Annotated in this window: 1 protein-coding gene (cut by a window edge); it reads right to left on the bottom strand. The window is 67.3% G+C overall.

Annotated features, from left to right (window positions below; genetic code table 11):
- A protein-coding gene (locus tag P0Y58_16000; protein WEK28411.1) for a non-ribosomal peptide synthase/polyketide synthase crosses the window boundary here: on the bottom strand, positions 1–21,173 show its 5' portion. The gene continues 1,321 nt to the left of window position 1, outside the view; 21,173 of the gene's 22,494 nt are visible here — the first part of the coding sequence; it begins with the start codon at positions 21,171–21,173; the stop codon falls past the left edge of the window.

Genomic DNA, 21,173 nt, shown 5'->3' with positions numbered 1-21,173 from the left:
GGGGTTAGCCCCGCCACAAGCGGATTGCTGCCAGGCAGATCGCCCCAGGCCGGCTGGTCCAGATCAATCAGCAGGCCGGCTTCCGGTACATGCCGGGTAGCCGCATGCACCAGCACCGCGACTGGCGCGCTGTCGCTCAGCATGTGCCGTACGCGCTCTGCCGGGTAATCCGGGTCGACCGGCACATAAGCGCCACCGGCCTTGAGAATGGCCAGCAGGCCAACCACCATCGACAGCCCGCGTTCGACGCAGATCGCCACCCGATCATCGGGTTTAACCCCCAGCGCAATCAGATGATGCGCCAGGCGGTTGGCCTGTTCGTTGAGCTGGCGGTAACTCAGCTCGCCCTCTTCGGCCCGCACTGCCACGGCATCCGGCGTGCGCATGACCTGCGCTTCGATCATACCGTGCAGGGTCTGCTCAAGGTTGTAGTCAACCGCCGTGTCGTTGTAATCGTGCAACACGCGCTGGCGCTCCTCGGCCGGCAACACGGGCAGGCGCTGCACCGGTAGCTCCGGCTCGTGCTCCAGGGCCTCGACCATGCCTCGCAACACCTGGTCCATCTGCCCGCAGATGCGCGCCGCCCCCACTTCGAGCGGTGTCATGGCTACCAGCCGGAAGCCCTGCCCGGTGTCGTCCACGTTCAGGCCCAGCGGGTAGTTGCTGCGTTCCTGGCTTTCCAGGCTGTTGATACCCGCAGTCGCCTGTTTCTGGCTGGCGGTGGCCTGGCTGCTGTGGCGGTAGTTGAGCATCGCGCTGAACAATGGCTGCGGCGCCGTCACACCGCTGCAGCGCTGGGCCAGGGCCAGCGAGGCATGCTCGTGGGCCAGCAGCGCACTGAGCGACTGGTGGGTGGCATGGGCACCTTCGCGCAGGCTGACGCCGGCAAGTTCGATGCGCAGTGGCAGGGTGTTGATGAACATGCCCAGCGCGCGCTCGGCACCCTCGCCGCCCTGCAGGCGGCCCAGCAGTACCGTACCGAACACCACCCGCGGCTGGCCGCTCGCGGCGCCCAGCAAGCGCGCCCAGGCCAGGTGGAACAGGCTGGCGACGCTGATGCCCAGGTGACGCGCCTGCGCACGCAGGCGTTGCGCCAGGGCTTCATCCAGCCACAGCTGCGCTTCTTCGATGTCGCGGCCATTGCCTTGCACATCGCTGAGGCCGAACGGCAAGGTCGGCTCGTCGATATCGGCCAGTTGCTCGCGGAAGAACGCCTCGTGCTCGTCCTGGCTGATGCCCAGGCGGGCCTGGGCCACGTAGTTACGGTAAGGCACCGGGGCATGGGCCGGTTCGGTGCTGCCCTGCAGGTAGCCGATCAGTTCCTCGGCGACCACTTCCATGGCGGTGTGGTCGAGGACGATGTGGTGGAACTGCAGGGTGGCTTCGATCGGGCCGTCCGAGTCGGTGTGGAGCAGGCGGATCAGCGGGGCCTGGCTCAGGTTGAATGCGGCGGTGGATTCTTCGCGGGTGAACCCGCTCCCACAGGGGGCCGTGGCAAGCGGAGGGACGTTGCGCAGGACCACCTGCACGGGTTGTGGCAGGCCTTCCCAGAGGATGGCGGTGCGCAGCACGTCGTGGCGGGCGACGACTTTGTCCAGTGCTGCGGCGAAACGGGCCAGGTGCTCGCGGCTGGCGAAGGCGAAGCGCGATTGCAGGACATAGGGATCGTGCCCGGCCGCACTCAGGTGGTGATAGAGAATGCCCTCTTGCAACGGCGCCAGTGGGTAGATGTCCTGCACATTGGCAGCACCACCCGGCACCTGGGCGGCGATGCGCTCGATGGCGGCCTGTTCCAGCGCCACCAGCGGCAGCATGGCGGGGGTGATCTGGTTACAGCCAGCGGGGATCAGGTTGTCGGGTACCTGCACCTCGCGCACCTGGCCCAGGGTGGCGGCCAGCGCGGCGATGCTCGGTTGGCCGAACAGCGTGCGCACATCCACCTGCAAGCCTTGCCGGCGCAGGCGTGCAGTCAGGTTGACCGCCAGCAGCGAGTGGCCGCCCAGTTCGAAGAAGTTGTCGTGACGGCCCACGCGCTCGACCTGCAACATGTCGGCCCACACCAACGCCAGTGCGGTTTCGACTGCGCCTTGTGGTGCCTGGTAAGCCTGCCTGGCCAGCTGGGCCGGGTCTGGGTCTGGCAAGGCCTTGCGGTCAAGCTTGCCGTGGCGGGTCAGCGGCAACCCATCCAGGGGGGTGAACGCCAGCGGTACCAGGTGCACAGGCAAACGTGCCTGCATGGCCTGGCGCAAGGCGTCCGGCGCGACCGGCTCGCGTTCGGTGAACCAAGCCAGCAGGCGCTCGCCACGCACCAGCACCACGGCATCGGCAACGCCTGGCTGGGCAGCCAACACGCTTTCGATCTCGCCCAGCTCTACACGTACGCCGCGGATCTTCACCTGATCGTCGTTGCGGCCCAGGTAGTCCAGGGTGCCATCGGCATTCCAGCGCACCAGGTCGCCGCTGCGGTACATCCGCGCATCGGCCTCGGTGCTGAACGGGTCGGCCAGGAAGCGCTCTGCGCTCAGTGCGTCACGCTTCAGGTAGCCGCGGGCCACGCCGGCACCGCCGATGTACAGTTCGCCTGTCGCGCCCACCGGCACCGGCTGGCGCTGCTCGTCGAGCACGTACACGCGGGTGTTGGCGATCGGCTTGCCGATGTGCAGCAGGCCGCCTGAGGTCAGGCGCCCGGAGCTGGCCACTACGGTTGTTTCGGTGGGCCCATAGTTGTTGACCACGTCAAAGCCTGGGTCGTGCTCGAACTGGCGCAGGCGGTCACCACCGACCAGCAGCGTGCGCAAGGTCGGGTGCTGGCGTTCCCGGCGCAGTGCCTGCTCGGCGACGGGGGTCGGCAGGAAGCTGACCGCCAGCGGTTGCTCCAGCCACCAGTCCAGCAGTTCGTCGACGTGTTCACCGGCAACCTGCAGCGGTGGCAAATGCAGCACCGCCCCGGCACACAGCGCCGGCCAGACTTCCCAGGCCAGCGCGTCGAAGCCGAACCCGGCCACGCTGCTGGTATGGCTGCCTGCGCCGACCGCAAAGGCCTCGCAGTGCCAGTGCACCAGGTTGGCCAGGGTCGCATGCTCGACCATTACCCCTTTGGGCTGGCCGGTCGAGCCGGAGGTGTAGACCACGTAGGCCAGTTGCCGATGGCCCAGCCCAGGTACCTGCGGGTTGCTGTCGGCTGCGCCTTGCCAGGCATCCTGGTCCAGCACCACACGGGCGGTTTCGCCGACCAGCGCCTGCGTTGCAGACTCGACCAGCACTAGCGCGGATGCGCTGTCGTCCAGCAGATAGGCGATGCGCTGCGCCGGGTAGGCCGGGTCGATCGGCACATAGGCCGCACCGGCCTTGAGCACCGCCAGCAGGGCAACCTGGCGTTCCAGGCTGCGCGGCAGGCACAGTGCGACGCGGTCACCCACCTGCACGCCCCGTGCAATCAGATAGTGGGCCAGGCGGTTGGCGCTGCGGTTCAGCTCGCCGTAGCTCAGCACCCGGCCAGCCTGTACCAGGGCAGCGGCCTGCGGCATACGCGCCGCCTGGGTTTCGACCAGAGCGTGCACGGTCTGCCCGGTCGGGTAGCTACGCTGGGTGGCATTGAAGGTTTCCAGCAATTGCTGGCGTGCGGCCTGGCCAAGGATCGGCAGCGTGCTGACCGCCACATCTGCTGCCTGCTCCAGTGCCTGGGCCAACGCCTGGAGCGCCTGGTTCATCCAGCCTGCCACACGTTCGGCGCCCACGCCTTGCTGGGCCAGTACGCTCAAGGCAAAGCCTTCGCCCAGGTCATCGACGCTCAGGGTAAGCGGATAGTTACTGCGTTCCTCCCCGCCCAGCAGGCGTACGCCTTGGGCGCCGACAGCGGTGCCGCCAGCACTGCTGTGGCGGTAGTTGAACAAGGCGCTGAACAGCGGCGAGGACGCCGCCACGCCGCTGCAGCGTTGGGCCAGGGCCAGCGAGGCATGCTCGTGGGCCAGCAGCGCCGACAGCCGTCGGTGGGTCAGGCGCACTGCCTGCTGAACCGGCGTCGACAGGTCGATGCGCAGGGGCAAGGTATTGATGAACACGCCCAGCGCCCGGTCCGCCCCTTCACCGCCTTGCAGGCGGCCCATCAGCACCGTGCCGAATACCACGTCGCTGCGATTGGCCAGCACGCCCAGCACCCGCGCCCAGGCCAGGTGCGCCAGGCTGGCGGCACTGACGCCCAGTTGCCGGGCCTGATCGCGCAGGCTGCGGGCCAGCGTGGCACTCAGGGCCAGGTGTGCCTCTTCGATGGCATGCCCTTCGCCTTGCACATCGGCCAGGCCGAACGGCAGGGTCGGTTCGTCGAGGTCGCCCAGCATCTCGCGGAAGAACGCTTCATGGCCGGCATCGTCAGCCGTCAGGCGCGCCTGGGCCACGTAGGTGCGGTACGGCACCGGCGCGGGCAACTGCTCGCCCTGCCCCGCCATCAGCGCCTGCATTTCGCCGGCGATCACCTCCATGGCGGTATGGTCCAGGGCCAGGTGGTGGAACTGCAGGATCGCCACCACCCGCTGGTTGGCCGGGTCGGCCGCATGCACCAGGCGCAGCAGCGGTGCGCAGGCCAGGTCCAGGCGCTGGTGGCGGGCGTCGAAACGTGCCTGCAACGCATCGATCACAGCCACGTCGCCAAGCCCCTCGACCGCGGTGACGCTCATGCACGCCTTGCGCCACACCACTTGTACCGCTTGCTCGAGGCCTTCGCTGACCACGGCGGTGCGCAGGATGTCATGGCGGTCGATCACCTGCTGCAAGGCACCGGCCCAGCGCTGCAGGTCGGCCAGGCTGTCGAACGCCAGGCGCGACTGCAACAGGTAGGGGTCGCCCTGCTCTGCACTGAGGTGGTGGTAAAGGATGCCTTCCTGCAGCGGTGCCAGCGGGTAGATTTCCTGCACGTTCGCCGCGCCACCCGGCACGCAGGCAACAATACGGTCGATGCTGGCCTGGTCCAGTTCGATCAGGCTGAGCATGTCCGGGGTGATAACCTGGGCATCTACAGGCACCCGGTTGGCCGGGACCTGTACCTCACGGCCAGTACCGACTGCCGCGGCCAGTGCCGCCAACGTCGGTTGGGCGAACAGCACACGCACGTCGGCACCCAGGCCGGCCTTGCGCATGTGCTCGACCAGGGTCACGGCCAGCAGCGAGTGGCCGCCCAGTTCGAAGAAGTGGTCGTGGCGCCCGACCTGCTCAACCTTCAGGACCTCTGCCCAGATAGCGGCCAGGGCAACCTCCACTTCACCTTGCGGCGCCTCGAAGGCACGGCTGACCAGCGCATCGCCGCCCGGTTGCGGCAGTGCGCGGCGGTCGAGCTTGCCGTTGGCGGTCAATGGCAGCTCGGCCAGGCACACATAGGCAGCCGGCAGCATGTAGTCCGGCAGTTGGCCCTGCAGTCGGGCGTGCAGTTCGGCCACTACCGGCGCCGCCGTGTGTGCGCTGAAATAGGCCACCAGGCGTGTGTCGCCCGGGGTGTCTTCACGCAGCACCACGGCGCTGTCGCGAATGCCGTCGCACTGGCCGAGGCACGCCTCGATTTCCCCCAGCTCGATACGGAAGCCGCGCAGCTTGACCTGCTGGTCGGCACGGCCCAGGTAACGCAGCGTGCCGTCGGCCTGCCAACTGACCAGGTCACCGCTGCGGTACATGCGTGCCCCTGGCTGGCGGCTGAACGGGTCGTCGAGGAAGCGTTCGGCGCTGAGTGCGGGCTGGCCAAGGTAACCCAGGGCCACGCCATCGCCACCGATGTACAGCTCACCAACGGCGCCTACCGGCAGCGGTTGCCGGTGGGCATCGAGCACATAGCAACGGCCATTGCCGATCGGTTTGCCAATCGGGATGCTGCCCTGGCCGACGCTGGTTATTGCATGAGTGGTGCTGAAGGTAGTGGCCTCGGTCGGGCCGTAGCCATTAAGCAAGTGCTGGGGCGCGCCGTCGCGCAATACCTGGGCGATCACCGCAGGGTCCAGCACATCACCGCCCACCATCAGGTAGCGCAGTTTGGCGAAGGCTGGCAGCAAGGCTTCGGCAAACTGGTGGAACAGGCCTGCGGTCAGCCACAGCACGCTCACGCCCCGCTCCAGCAACTCGTCACGCAAGGCCTCGCGGGCCAACACCTGCTGCTGGTCGATGACCACCACGCGGGCGCCATTGAGCAGGGGCGCCCATACCTCGAGGGTACTGGCGTCAAATGCCGGGTTGGAGGCGAAGGCCACGCGGTCCTCATGGGTGAACTCGGCGAAACCGTTGTTGATCACCAGGCGCACGATCGCCCGGTGCGGCACCTGCACGCCTTTCGGGGTGCCGGTGGAGCCCGAGGTGTACATGATGTAGGCCGCGCTTTCGGCATTCACCGCAAGGCCCGGCGCGTGGCTTGGGCTGGCGGCCAGGTCGCAGCGGTCCAGCTCTACCCGCAGGGCCTGGCCTGTTTGCGCCTGGTTGGCGTGTGTCAGCAGTACCCGCGCCTGGCTGTCGTTGATCATGAATGCCTGGCGTTCGGCCGGGGCATTGCTATCCAGCGGTACGAACACTGCCGCGCATTTGCTGACGGCCAATTGCGCAGCCAGCAAATCGAAGCTGCGCGGCAACAGCAGCGCAACCCGGTCACCGGGGCACACGCCCAGGCCCAGCAGGTGGTGCGCCAAGCGGTTGGCATGCTGCTCCAGTTGCTGGTAGGTCCACTGGTGCTGGCCATGCACCACGGCAGTCGCCTGCGGCGTAAGGGCAGCATGGGTACCGAACAGCTGGTGCAGTGCATGGTCCCGCGGGTAATCCCGGCGGGTGGCATTGAAGCCTTGCAGCACCCTTTCGCGCTCGGTGGGCGCCAGTTGGCTCAGTGCATGCAACGGCGTGGCCGGTGCCCGTTGCAGCGCATCGGCCAGTTGTTCCAGGGCCGTCGCGAGCAGGCGGCACACCTGGCCGCCGTCCACCTGTGCCAGCGCCTGCACGGTCAGGACAAAACCATCACCCAGGTCGTCGACATTGACCACCAGCGGGTAGTTGCTGCGCTCATGGGCGGCCACCTGTTCGATGCCTTGCCAGGCGTGGCGCAGTTCTACCTTGGCCGGGGCGCTGTGGCGGTAGTTGAGCAGGCTGGTGAACAGCGCCTGGGTAGCCGGTACGCCGCTGCAACGCTGGGCCAGGGCCAGCGATGCCTGTTCGTGGGCCAGCAGCCGCGCCAGGCGCTGGTGGGTCAGGCGTACGCCATCGGCGGCCGCTGCCGCACTGACGCTTACGCGCAATGGCAAGGTGTTGATGAACATCCCCAACGCCCGCTCGGCACCCTCGCCGCCCTGCAGGCGACCCAGCAATACCGTACCGAACACCACCTCTTCGCGCCCGGACAGCTGCGCCAGTACCTGCGCCCAGGCCTGGTGCACCAGGCTGGCAACACTCACGCCCAGATGCCGGGCCTGCTCGCGCAAGCGTACAGACAGTGCGCCATCCAGCGCCCTACGGCTGTCGTACACCTCGCCGGCATCGCCTTGCACATCGTGCAGGCCGAAGACGACAGTGGGTTCGTCAATGTCCCCCAGCAGTTCGCGGAACAGTGCTTCGTCGGCCTGGGTGTCGGCGCCCAGGCGGGCCTGGGCCACGTAGTTGCGGTAAGGCACGCTGGCCTCGACGAGCGGTTGGTCTTGCAGCACGGTGGTGATTTCGGCCACCAGCTGCTCAACCGCGGCGTGGTCAAGGATGATGTGGTGGATCAGCAATGTGGCTTGCAGGCCACTGCCGGTCTGTTCGGGCAGCAGCCGCACTAACGGTGCCTGGTTCAGGTTGATGGCGGTGCGGGTCTGTTCGCAGCCCAAAGCGGTAGCGACCGATGGCGTATTGCGCCAGACCACTTGCACCGGTTCGTCAAGGGTTTGCCAGTGGATGCTGGTGCGCAGGATGTCGTGGCGGGCAATAACCTGGTCGAGCGCGGCGGCAAAGGCGTCCAGCTCGGCCTGGCCAGGGAAGGCAAAGCGCGCCTGCAACACGTATGGGTCGGCGCCCTCGCTGGCCAGGTGGTGGTAAAGAATGCCCTGTTGCAGCGGCGCCAGGCCGTAGATGTCCTGGATGTTCTCGGTACCGCCGGGCACCTGCGCGACCAGGGTGTCGATGGCAGCCTGCGAAAGCTCGGCCAGCGGTAGCATGGCCGGGGTGATGTATGAGGTGCCTGGGACAATGCGGTTGGCCGGCACCGCCACCCGGGTTTCAGCGCCCAGTGCTGCCGCCAGCGCGGCCAGGGTCGGTTGGCCGAACAGCACGCGGATATCGGCATGCAAGCCTTGTTCACGCAGGCGTGCAGTGAGGGTGACGGCCAGCAGTGAATGGCCGCCCAGTTCGAAGAAGTTGTCGTGGCGCCCTATCCGCTCCACGCCCAGCAGTTCCGTCCAGATGGCTGCGAGCAGGCGTTCGGTAGCGCCTTGCGGGGCTTCGAACGGGCGGTCCTGCAGCACACCGGGTTCTGGCAGCGCCTTGCGGTCGAGCTTGCCGTTGGGGCTCAGTGGCAGCGCTTCGAGGTGCATGAACTGCGCCGGGACCATGAATTCCGGCAGATGCGCGAGCAGCGACGTGCGTAGGGTGTCGATGGTTAGCGCTTGGCCGGTGTAATACGCGATCAGCCGCTGGTCGTGGGCGAGCACGACGGCCTCCTTGATACCGTCGATGGCAGTGAGGCCGGCCTGGATCTCGCCCAGTTCGATGCGCAGGCCACGGAGCTTGACCTGGTCGTCGTTGCGACCGAGGTACTCGATGTTGCCGTCGGCCAGGTGGCGGGCCAGATCGCCGGTGCGGTACAGGCGTGCGCCGGGTACGAACGGGTCGTCGATGAAACGCTCGGCAGTGAGCTCGGCGCGGTTCAGGTAGCCGCGGGCGACCTGCACGCCGCCGATGTACAGCTCGCCGGCAACGCCCTGCGGGACCGGTTGTTGCTGGTCGTCGAGGATGTACAGGGTGGTGTTGGCGATGGGTTTGCCGATGGGAGTGTTGTCGGAGGCGCTGGTGCAGTGCCAGGCGCTGACGTCGACGGCGGCTTCGGTTGGGCCGTAGAGGTTGTGCAGTTCGGCGGTTGGCAGTTGGTCGTGGAAGCGCCGTACCAGATTCCCCGGCAACGCCTCGCCCGAGCAGATCACGCGGACCAATCGTGGGATCGGTGCATTGTTCGGGGCATGCGCCGGCCTTGTGGGAGCGGGCGCGTCGAGGCGTCGAACCGCCGCGAACACCGGCGAAGCCGGTGCCATACACCGTGTTGGATTCTTCGCGGGCGCGCCCGCTCCCACAGTGATCGTGGTGGGGCCGGAGGACAGGAACACATCCAGCATCGAGGGCACGAAATGCAGGGTGGTGACGTTTTCTCGGGCAATCACTTCACGCAGGTACTCGGGGTCACGGTGCCCGCCTGGGCGAGCCATGACCAGCCTGGCGCCGGTCTGCAATGGCCAGAGGAATTCCCAGACCGACACGTCGAAGCTGAACGGGGTCTTTTGCAGCACCACGTCATCGGCATCCAGGCCGTAGGCGTCCTGCATCCACAGCAAGCGGTTGACCACCCCGGCATGCTCGTTCATCACGCCTTTGGGCAGGCCGGTCGAGCCTGAGGTGTAGATCACGTAGGCCAGATGCCGCGGGGTCAGCCCCGCCACAAGCGTATTCCTGCCAGGCAGATCGCCCCACACCGGCTGGTCCAGATCAACCAGCACGCCGGCTTCCGGCACATGCCGCGTAGCCGCATGCACCAGCACCGCCACCGGCGCGCTGTCGCTCAGCATGTGCCGTACACGCTCTGCCGGGTAATCCGGGTCGACCGGCACATAAGCGCCACCGGCCTTGAGGATGGCCAGCAGGCCAACCACCATCGACAGCCCGCGTTCGACGCAGATCGCCACCCGATCATCCGGTTTAACGCCCAACCCGATTAAATGATGCGCCAGGCGGTTGGCCTGTGCGTTGAGCTGCCGGTAGGTCAGCTCGCCCTCTTCGGCCCGCACTGCCACGGCATCCGGCGTGCGCACAACCTGCGCTTCGATCATGCCGTGCAGGGTCTGCTCAAGGTTGTAGTCAACCGCCGTGTCGTTGAACGCCACCAGCACGCGCTGGCGCTCCTCGCCCTGCAACACGGGCAGGCACTGCAACGGCAGCTCCGGCTCGTGCTCCAGGGCTTCCACCATACCTCGCAACACTTGCTCCATCTGCCCGCAGATGCGCGCCGCGCCAACTGCGGCAGAGGTCATGGCGACCAGGCGGAAGCCTTCACCCAGGTCATCCACGTTCAGGCTCAACGGGTAGTTGGTACGCTCCTGCCCTTCCAGTACTTCAATGCCTTCCCAGCCTTGGCGCTGGGTGGCATCAGGCTCGGCACCATGGCGGTAGTTGAGCATGGCGCTGAACAGCGGCAACGGTGCGGCCACGCCACTGCAGCGCTGGGCCAGGGCCAGCGAGGCATGCTCGTGGGCCAGCAGCGCGCTGAGCCGCTGGTGCACGGCCCGGGCGGCGCTGCGCAGGCCGATATCGGCCAGGTCGACGCGCAGGGGCAAGGTGTTGATGAACATGCCCAGCGCGCGCTCGGCACCCTCGCCGCCCTGCAGGCGGCCCAGCAGGACGGTGCCGAACACCACGCTGTGCCTGCCGCTGGCAGCCGCCAGCAAGCGCGCCCAGGCCAGGTGGAACAGGCTGGCAACACTGATGCCCAGTTGCCGGGCCTGTTGCCGCAGGCGTGCTGCAAGCTCGGCCGAGAGTGGCAACTTGGCCTCCTGCATGTCGCGGCCGTCGCCTTGCACGTCACCAAGGCCGAACGGCAGGGTCGGCTCGTCGATATCGGCCAGTTGCGCGCGGAAGAATGCCTCGTGTTCGGCCTGGCTGATGCCCAGACGGGCCTGGGCCACGTAATTGCGGTATGGCACTGGGGCATGGCTTGGGGCCATGGCGCCTTGCAGGTGGGCGGTCAGCTCTTCGCCGACCACTTCAAGGGCGGTGTGGTCGAGGACGATGTGGTGGAACTGCAGGGTGGCTTCGATCGGGCCGTCCGAGTCGGTGTAGAGCAGGCGGATCAGCGGGGCCTGGCTCAGGTTGAATGCGGCAGTGGATTCTTCGCGAGTGAACCCGCTCCCACAGGGGGCCGTGGCAAGCGGTGGGACGTTGCGCAGGACAACCTGGACGGGTTGCGGCAGGCCTTCCCAGACGATGGCGGTGCGCAGCACGTCATGGCGGGCGATGACTTTGTCCAGCGCACTGGCGAAGGCCTGCAGGCGCTCGCGACTGGCGAAGCGCAGCCTGGAATACAGTACGTAAGGGTCGTGCTCGGCGCTCAGGTGGTGATAGAGGATGCCTTCCTGCAGCGGCGCCAGCGGGTAGATGTCCTGCACGTTGGCGGCGCCGCCGGGTACTTGGGCAACGATGCGGTCGATGGCAGGCTGGTCCAGGTCGATCAGGCTAAGCAGCTGCGGGGTGATCTGCGTGCACCTTGGCGGAATGCGGTTTTCCGGGACATCCACCTGCTGGTCGGCGCCCAGCGTGGTGGCCAGGGCCGCAATGGTCGGCTGGCCGAACAGGGTGCGTACGTCGACCTGCAGGCCCTCCAGGCGCAAGCGTGCGGTCAGGCTTACGGCCAGCAGGGAATGGCCACCGAGCTCGAAGAAGTTGTCGTGCCGACCGATCTGTTCAACCCCCAGCAAGTCGCTCCACAGCCGGGCCAGCAAGGTTTCGGTGGTGCCCACGGGGGCTTCGTAGGGGCGCCCGTGCAGGGCCGCATCCGCTGCTGGCAGCGCCTTGCGGTCGAGCTTGCCGTTAGGGGTCAGCGGCAACTGCTCCAGGTGAATGTACAGGGCCGGCACCATGTAGTCCGGCAGTTGTGCTTGCACTGCCTGGCGCAGGTTGTCCGCAGGCTGCGCGGTACCTGTGTAGTAGGCGACCAGCCGCGCGCCATCGACCGCGAGCACGACAGCTTCGCGCACCCCCGCCACGCGGCTCAGGCTGGCTTCGATTTCACCCGGTTCGATACGCAGGCCACGCAGTTTGATCTGCTGGTCGGTACGGCCAAGGAACATCAGGTTGCCGTCCCGGTCCAGGCGCACCAGGTCGCCACTGCGGTACAGGCGCTCACCGGTGACGAAAGGGCTGGCAATGAAGCGGTCGGCCTGCTGCTCCGGCAGGCCCAGGTAGCCGCGGGTCACACCCGCGCCACCGATGTGCAGCTGCCCGGCCACGCCCCACGGTACAAGCTGGTCGTCACCGTCGAGCACGTACAGCCGGGTATTGTCGATAGCCCGACCGATTGGCAAGGCGCCCTGTGGCGGCGCGGTATCGGGTTGCAGCGTCCATACGCTGCAATCCACCGTGGTCTCGGTGGGGCCGTAGACGTTATGCAGGCGTACCTGCGGCAAACGCTTGCGCACCTGGGCCGCCAGGACGCTGCTGAGCTCGCCACCGCCACAGACGATGTCGGTCAGGCTGCTGCAGTGGCTGCTCTCGTGCTGCTCGATGAACTGCTGCAGCAAGGCTGGCACGAACTGCACCATCCCCACCTGCTGCGCCTGGATCAGTTGCGCCAGGTAGGCCGGGTCGCGCTGGCCGTCCGGGCGGGCCAGCACCAGGCGCAAACCGCTGCACAGCGGCCAGAACAGCTCCCAGACCGAAGCGTCGAAACTGACCGGGGTCTTGTGCAGCACGCCACCCTCGCCCGCTGTCGGACACAGGCGCCGGCTCCAGTGCACCAGGTTGACCACGTTGCGGTGCTCGACCATCACACCCTTGGGCACGCCGGTAGAGCCGGAGGTATAGATCAGATAGGCCAGGTGCCTGGCGTCAAGCCCGGCAATACGCGGGTTGCTGATCGGTTGCTGCTGCCAGCAAGGTTGGTCCAGGTCGACCCGTGGCAGCCGGGCGGCTGCGGCTGCTTCACGGGTGGCGCCATGCACCAGCACGGCCAGCGGTGCGCTGTCGGCCAGCATGTGGCGGATGCGCTCGGCCGGGTAGCCGGGGTCGACCGGTACGTAGGCAGCACCGGCCTTGAGGATGGCCAGCAGGCCGATCACCATGTTCAGCCCACGCTCGATGCAAATCGCCACCCTTTCATCGGGGCCGGCACCAAGGCCGATCAGGTGGTGCGCCAGGCGGTTGGCCTGTTCGTCAAGCTGGCGGTAACTCAGTTGCCCCTCTTCGGCCACCAGTGCGATGGCATCGGGTGCACGACGCACCTGCGCCTCGAACAGGCGGTGCAGTGGCTGCTCAAGGTCATGGGGCTGGGGTGCAGGCTGCGTCAGCAGCTGTTGGCGCTCGGCCTGGGTCAGCACCAAAAGTTGCTGCACCGGCAAACCGGGCTGGTGTTCGAGTGCGTCCAGCAAGCCGACCAGCACCTGCTGCAATTGCTCGCACAGGCGCTGGGCCCCCACCTGCGCCGTGACCTGCGCGCTGATGCGCAGCCCGTCGCCCAGCTCATCGACGTTGACGCTGATCGGGTAACTGCCATGCCCGCGCGGGGGCAACACCTCGATGCCCTCCAGGGCTTGCTCACGCGCCTGCTGCTCGCTGGCCGTGGCGCCATGGCGATAGTTGAGCATGGCGCTGAACAGCGGTGCCGGCGAGGCTACGCCGCTGCAACGCTGGGCCAATGCCAGCGAGGCGTGCTCATGCACCAGCAGCGCCGCCAGCCGTTGATGGGCCTGGCGCACCGCTGCACGTACATCCAGCCCTTGCAGGTCCAGGCGCAGTGGCAGGGTGTTGATGAACATGCCCAGGCCCCGGTCGGCACCGGCGCCACCTTGCAGGCGCCCCAGCAGGACGGTGCCGAACACCACGCTGGACTTGCCGCTGGTGGCCGCCACCAGGCGTGCCCAGGCCAGGTGCAGCAGGCTTGCGGTGCTTACGCCCAGTTGCCGGGCCTGACGATGCAGGCATTGGTACTGGGCGTGCGGCAACATCACACTGGCCAGTTCGAACTGGCTGGCCTGGCCCTGCAGGTCGCAGAGGCCATAGGGCAAGGTCGCTTCGTCGATGTCGCCGAGTTGCGCGCGGAAGAACGCTTCGTGTTCCGCATCGCTGATGGCCAGGCGGGCCTGGGCGACATAGTTGCGGTATGGCACCGGCGCCTGAGTGGGCTGCAGGCCGTGCAGGTGGTCGCGGATTTCGGCCAGCACCACTTTCATGGCGGTGTGGTCGAGGACGATGTGGTGGAACTGCAGGGTGGCTTCGATGGGGCCGCCCGATTCGCTGTAGCGCAGGCGAATCAAGGGGGCTTGGCTCAGGTCGAGGACGGCAGTGGATTCTTCGCGGGTGAACCCGCTCCCACACGAGCCTGTGGCAACCGCAGGGACTGTTCGCAAGACCACCTGGACGGGTTGCGCCAAGCCGTCCCAGAGGATGGCGGTGCGCAGCACATCGTGGCGGGCAATGACCTTGTCCAGCGCGCCGGCAAAGGCTTGCAGGCGTGCCTGGCTGTCGAAGACGACGGGCCATTGCAGCAGGTAGGGGTCTGCCCCGGTAGCGCTCAGGTGATGGTAGAGAATTCCCTCCTGCAACGGCGCCAACGGGTAGATGTCCTGCACATTGGCGGCACCGCCAGGTACGCTTGCGACAATGCGATCGACCGACGCTTGATCCAGTGCCAGCAGTGGCAGCATGTCAGCGGTTATCCGTGTGCAAGCGCTCGGAATACGGTTTTCCGGCACGGCCACCTGCCGGCCTTGCCCCATGGCAGCAGCCAGGGAGGCTACCGTCGGCTGGCCGAACAGCACGCGAACATCCGTTGGCAGGCCTTGTTGGCGCAAGCGCTCGATCAGGCTGACTGCCAGCAGCGAGTGGCCGCCCAGTTCGAAGAAGTTATCGTGGCGCCCTACCCGGTCGACACCCAGTACGTCGGCCCAGGCTGCCGCCATGGCAGCTTCTGTCTCGCCCACAGGGGCTTCATAGCCGTGCCCAACCAGATCGGTGGTGTCCGGCTCGGGCAGCGCGCGGCGGTCGAGCTTGCCATGGCTGGTAAGCGGCAGTTCATCCAGGCGGATCAACGCTTGCGGCAACATATGCGCCGGCAGGCAGGCTTGCAGCGCTTGGCGCAGGCCTTCGACCGCCACGGGTGCGGTTGCGGTGAACCAGGCCAGCAGGCGCTCACCGCGTACCAGCACCACGGCATCGCCGATGCCGGCCTGGGCCGCCAGCGCCGCCTCGATCTCGCCCAGTTCCACGCGCACACCGCGGACCTTCACCTGGTCGTCGTTGCGGCCCAGGTAATCCAGCGTGCCGTCGGCGTTCCAGCGTACCAGGTCGCCACTGCGGTACATGCGCGCGCCCGGTAGGCGGCTGAACGGGTCGGTCAGAAAACGCTCTTGCGTCAGTTCGGGGCGATTGAAGTAGCCACGCGCTACCTGCGCGCCGCCAATGTACAGCTCGCCGGTAACCCCCACCGGCACCGGCTGACGGCGCTCATCCAGCACATACACGCGGGTGTTGGCGATGGGTTTGCCGATGTGCAGCGCCGCGCCCGGGTGCAATACGCCCGAGGTGGCCACCACCGTGGTTTCGGTCGGGCCGTAGTTGTTGACCAGGGCAAAGCCCGGGTCGCGGTCGAACTGGCGCAGGCGGTCGCCCCCCACCAGCAAGGTGTGCAAGGTGGGGTGCTGCCGTGGGCGACGCAATGCCTGCTCGGCAACCGGCGTGGGCAGGAAGCTGACCGCCAATGGCTGTGCCAGCCACCAGTCCAGCAGTTCCTCGACATGCTCGTTGCCAATGTGCGTGGGCGGCAGGTGCAGCGTGGCCCCGGCACACAAGGCCGGCCATACCTCCCAGGCCATGGCGTCGAAGCCGAAGCCGGCCACGCTGGAGGTACGTACGCCGGCCTTAAGGGCAAAGGCCTGGCAATGCCAGTGCACCAGATTGGCCAGGGTATGGTGTTCGACCATTACGCCTTTGGGCTGGCCAGTGGAGCCGGAGGTGTACACCAGATAGGCCAACTGGTGGGCATCCAGGCCGGCAACCTGTGGGTTGTCGGTGCGGCTGTGGAAGGCTTCTGTCGAATTGAGGTCGAGCCGCGGGACAGCGGCCGGCAGCCCGGTGATGTGCCTGTCTGCCAAGACCAGCCGCGGGGCACTGTCGGCCAGCAGGTAGGCAATGCGCTCGGCCGGGTACGCCGGGTCTACCGGTACGTAGGCCGCACCGGCCTTGAGCACGGCCAGCAGGCCGACGATGCGTTCACAGTGGCGGCCCAGGCACAGCGCAACGCGGTCACCACGCTGCACGCCATCGGCGATCAGGCGGTGCGCCAGCTGGTTGGCGCGCCGGTTCAGCTCGCCATAGCTGAGCGCCTGCTCACCCTGGCTGACCGCGCTGACATCCGGTGTAGTGGCTGCCTGGGTTTCAAACAAGGCGTGCACCGTGTGCCCCTGCGGGTAGGCTTGCGCGGTGGCGTTGAAGCTGCCGAACAGCTGCTGATGGGCCGTTTCATCAAGGATCGGCAGGCTGTCCAGCGTAGTGGCCGGGCTTTGTTCCAGCGCCTGGACCAGTTGCGCGACGGCGTTGGCCATCCACCCTGCCACCCGTGCGGCACCGATGCCGGGTACGGCCAGCACGCTAAAGGTAAAACCGCTACCCAGGTCGTTGACGCTAAGGGTCAGTGGGTAGTTGCTGCGCTCTTCGCCGCCCAGCAGGCGCACGCCCTCCCAGATGCCCTCGCCTTCGCGCGGCGCATCGTCGGCGCTGTGCCGATAATTGAGCAAGGCGCTGAACAGCGGTGCTGAAGCAGGCACGCCGCTGCAGCGCTGGGCCAGGGCCAGCGGCGCGTGTTCGTGGGCCAGCAGCGCCGACAGGCCGCGATGTGCCGCGCGTACGGCGGCGTGCACCTGCGCAGTGGTGTCGACCCGCAGCGGCAAGGTATTGATGAACATGCCCAGGGCCCGATCGGCACCCTCGCCACCTTGCAGGCGGCCCATCAGTACGGTGCCGAATACCACGTCGTTGCGGTTGGCCAGCACACCGAGCACCCGTGCCCAGGCCAGGTGCATCAGGCTGGCGGCACTGACGCCCAGTTGCCGGGCCTGGCCGCGCAAACGCCGGGCCAGCGGGTCGTCCAGCGCTTGCGTTGCACTCTGGATATCACGGCCATCGCCTTGCACGTCGGCATGGCCCAGCGGCAAGGTTGGCTCATCGACGTCAGCCAGCATGTCGCGGAAGAACGCTTCATGCCCACCCTGATCTCCCAGGCAGGCCTGGGCCACATAGTTGCGGTACGGCACGGCGGGCGGCAGGGTGTGCCCCTGGCCGAACAGCAGCGCGCGCATCTCGCGGGCGACCACGTCCATGGCGGTATGGTCGAGGGTAAGGTGATGGAACAGCAACACCGCTACCACCTGCTGGTTGGTCGGGTCGAGGCTGTAATACAACCGGGTCAGCGGCGCCTGGCCCAGGTCGATACGGTGGTGGCGAGCGTCGAAGCGCGCGTGCAGCTGATCGATGCGTGCCACACCGGCCTGTTCGGGCAAGTCGTCGACTTCGCAGACGCACAGTGCTGCCTGGCGCCACACCACTTGCAGCGGCTGCGTCAGACCCTGCCAGTGCACGGCCGTGCGCAGGATATCGTGACGGTCGATCACCTGTTGCAAGGCCCCGGCCCAGGCCAGCAAGCGCTCGACGCTGTCGAAGGCCAGGCGGGTCTGCAGCAGGTACGGGTCGCCCTGTTCGGCGCTCAGGTGGTGGTACAGCACCCCTTGTTGCAACGGTGCCAGCGGGTAGATTTCCTGCACGTTGGCGGCACCGCCCGGCACGCTGGCGACAACCTGGTCGATGGCCGCCTGGTCCAGCTGCACCAGGCTGAGCATGCCCGGGGTGATGTGCTCAACACCCAGCGGCACGCGGTTGGCCGGTACTTCGACTTCCTGGCCCGCCCCCACCACAGCGGCCAGCGCCACCAGGGTCGGCTGGGCAAACAGCACCCGCACATCGATCACCAGCCCTGCCTTGCGCAGGCGTTCGACCAGGGTCACGGCCAGCAGTGAATGGCCGCCGAGTTCGAAGAAGTTGTCATGCCGCCCTACCCGCTCGACACCCAGCACCTCGGCCCACACCTGCGCCATGGCGGTTTCGGTAGCGCCTTGCGGTGCCTCGTAGTGCTGGCCGAACAGTTCGCCGGTGGCCGGGTCCGGTAGCGCGCGGCGGTCGAGCTTGCCGTGGCTGGTCAGCGGCAGTTCGCCCAGGCGGGTGAACGCCTGCGGCAGCATGTGCGCAGGCAGGCTGGCCTGTAGCGCCTCGCGCAGGGCCTGTGGGTCAAGCGGCGTGGTTTCGGTGTACCAGGCCAGCAAGCGTTCGCCGCGCACCAGCACCACGGCAGCGTCGATGCCGGGTTGCGACGTGAGGGTGGCTTCGATTTCACCCAGCTCCACCCGCACGCCACGGATCTTCACCTGGTCATCGTTGCGCCCCAGGTAATCGAGGGTACCATCGCTGTTCCAGCGCACCAGGTCACCGCTGCGGTACATGCGGGCGTTGGCCTGGGTGCTGAACGGGTCGGGCAGGAAGCGTTCATCGGTCAGCGCCGGGCGGTTGAAGTAGCCCCGCGCCACCTGCGCCCCGCCGATGTACAGCTCCCCGGTCACCCCGACCGGAACGGGTTGCAGGCCTTCGTCCAGCACGTAGACCCGGGTATTGGCAATCGGCCGGCCGATATGCAGGGCACCGCCGGGGGTGATTGGCCCCGAGGTGGCCACTACCGTGGTTTCGGTCGGCCCGTAGTTGTTGATCAGAGCGAAGCCTGGGTCGCGGTCGAACTGGCGCAAGCGGTCGCCACCGACCAGCAAGGTGCGCAACGTCGGGTGCTGATGTTCACGGCGCAGCGCCTGCTCGGCCACCGGGGTGGGCAGGAAGCTCACCGTCAGCGGCTGTTGCAGCCACCAGTCGAGCAGCTCGTCGACATGTTCATTACCGATGTGCGCCGGCGGCAGGTGCAAGGTGCCCCCGGCGCTGAGGCTGGGCCACACCTCCCAGGCCATGGCGTCGAAACCGAAACCGGCAACACTGGAGGCATGCGTGGCACTGCCCACGGCAAAGGCCTGGCAGTGCCAGTGCACCAGGTTGGCCAAGGTGTGGTGTTCGACCATTACGCCTTTGGGCTGCCCGGTGGACCCGGAGGTGTACACCAGGTAGGCCAGTTGTTGCGCATCCAGCCCGGGTACCTGCGGGTTGCTGTCATCCGCGGCGTAGGCAGCGGCCTGGTCCAGGTCCAGTCGCGGGATGCCGTCTGGCAAGCTGTCGATGGCGGTTTCCGCCAGCAGCAGCGTCGGCGCGCAGTCATTGAGCAGGTAGGCAATGCGTTCGGCCGGGTAACCTGGGTCAACCGGTACATAGGCGGCACCGGCCTTGAGCACACCCAGCAGGCCAACCAGCCGCCGGGCGTTACGCGGCAGGCACAGGGCAACCCGGTCACCCAGCTGCACGCCCCGTGCGCGCAATTGATGGGCCAGTTGGTTCGCCTGGCGATTCAGCTCGCCATAGCTCAGCGCCTGGCCACCCTGCTGCACTGCCAGCATGTCAGGTGCGCGAGCGGCCTGGGCCTCGAACAGCGCATGCACGGTTTGGCCTTGCGGGAAATGCCGGGCACTGTCGTTGAACTGCTGCAGCACCTGCTGGCGCTCGACCACTGGCAGCACTGCCAGCGCCTGCAACGGCGTGGTGGGTGCCTGCTCCAGGGCATTCACCAGGCTGTCCAACACCTGTTCGAATTGCGCGCACAAGCGCGGTGCTTGCCATTCGGGCAGGCATTGCACGGTCAGGCGCAGGTCGTCACCGAGGTCGTCGACGCTGACGGTGAGCGGGTAATCGGTACGCTCTTCGGCGCCGACGATATCGATGCCGGGGGCCACCGGGATGATGTCGGCGGCATCCCCGGCGTCACTGTGGCGGTAGTTGAGCATGCTGTTGAACAGCGGCGCCGGCGCTGCAACGCCGCTGCATCGCTGGGCCAGGGCCAGCGATGCCTGCTCGTGGCCGAGCAAGGCGCTGAGCCGGCGATGGGTGGCCAGCAGCCCGTCGCGCACACTGTGCTGACCCAGGTCGATGCGCAGCGGCAAGGTATTGATGAACATGCCCAGCGCCTGCTCACCGCCGTCACCGGTGGTCATGCGCCCTAGCAGCACGCTGCCGAACACCACGGCCTGGCGCGCCGAGAGCTGCCCGACCAGCCGGGCGAAGCCCAGGTGCAGCACACTGGCCGGGCTGACCCCGAGTTGCCGGGCCTGGTTGCGCAAACGCTGGCTGAGCGCCGGCGCCAGGGTCAGGCGTGCCTGCTGCAGGGGTTGCTCGACCTTGCCCTGCTGGCCGAAGGCAAGCGTGGGCTCATCGATATCGGCCAGCATCTCTTCGAAGAAACGCTCATGGGCCTGTTCGTCGAGGGCCTGGCGGGCTGCCGCCAGCACGTTGCGAAACGGCATGGGTGCCGGCAGCTGCGCCGCTGTGCCGGCAAGGTGTGCCTGGATCTCGCGGCGCACGATGTCCAGCGCGGTGTGGTCCATGATCACGTGGTGGAACATCAACAGCGCAACCCACTCATCGCCCTCGCCCTGAGCGTGCATCAGTTGCATCAGTGGGGCCTGACGCAGGTCGAGGCGGTAGTGGCGCGGGTCGAAGCGCTGGCACAGGCCGGCCAGTGCGCTGCTGCCGGTCAGCGGCAGGGCCTCGCGCACCAGTGCCGCTTCACGCCAGACCACTTGTACGGGGGTATCCAGGTATTCCCAGTGCAGAGCGGTACGCAGGATGTCGTGGCGCTGGATGACCCATTGCAGTGCCTGGGCAAAGGCCTCCAGGTGGGCCTTGCTGGCAAAGCGAAGTTGCACCTGCGACAGGTAAGGGTCACCGTCGGTGGCGGACAGATGATGGTAGAGCATGCCCTGCTGCAACGGCGCCAGCGGGTAGATATCCTGAACATTGGCTGCACCGCCCGGTACGCTGTCGACGATGCGGTCGATGGCGGCCTGGTCCAGCGCTACCAGCGGCAGCATGTCGGGGGTGATGCGAAAGGCCGGGCTGAGCCAGTCGTCATCCTGTTGGGCAAGCATCTCCAGCAAGGCCGGCTTGTGCCGTGACAGCGCCTCCCACAAAGGGTCGTCCAGGGTTTCTTCGTCACCGAGGACGATCAGGTCCTGGTCTTCACGCTGGAGTCGGATTGCACGGGTGGAAAGAGCAGCCATCAGTTCGCTGAAGTGCAT

Origin of the sequence: Candidatus Pseudomonas phytovorans, from assembly GCA_029202525.1 — a bacterium.
GTDB lineage: Bacteria > Pseudomonadota > Gammaproteobacteria > Pseudomonadales > Pseudomonadaceae > Aquipseudomonas > Aquipseudomonas phytovorans.
The sequence above is the reverse complement of the archived record's forward strand: the minus strand, read 5'-3'. Positions and strand labels throughout refer to the sequence as shown.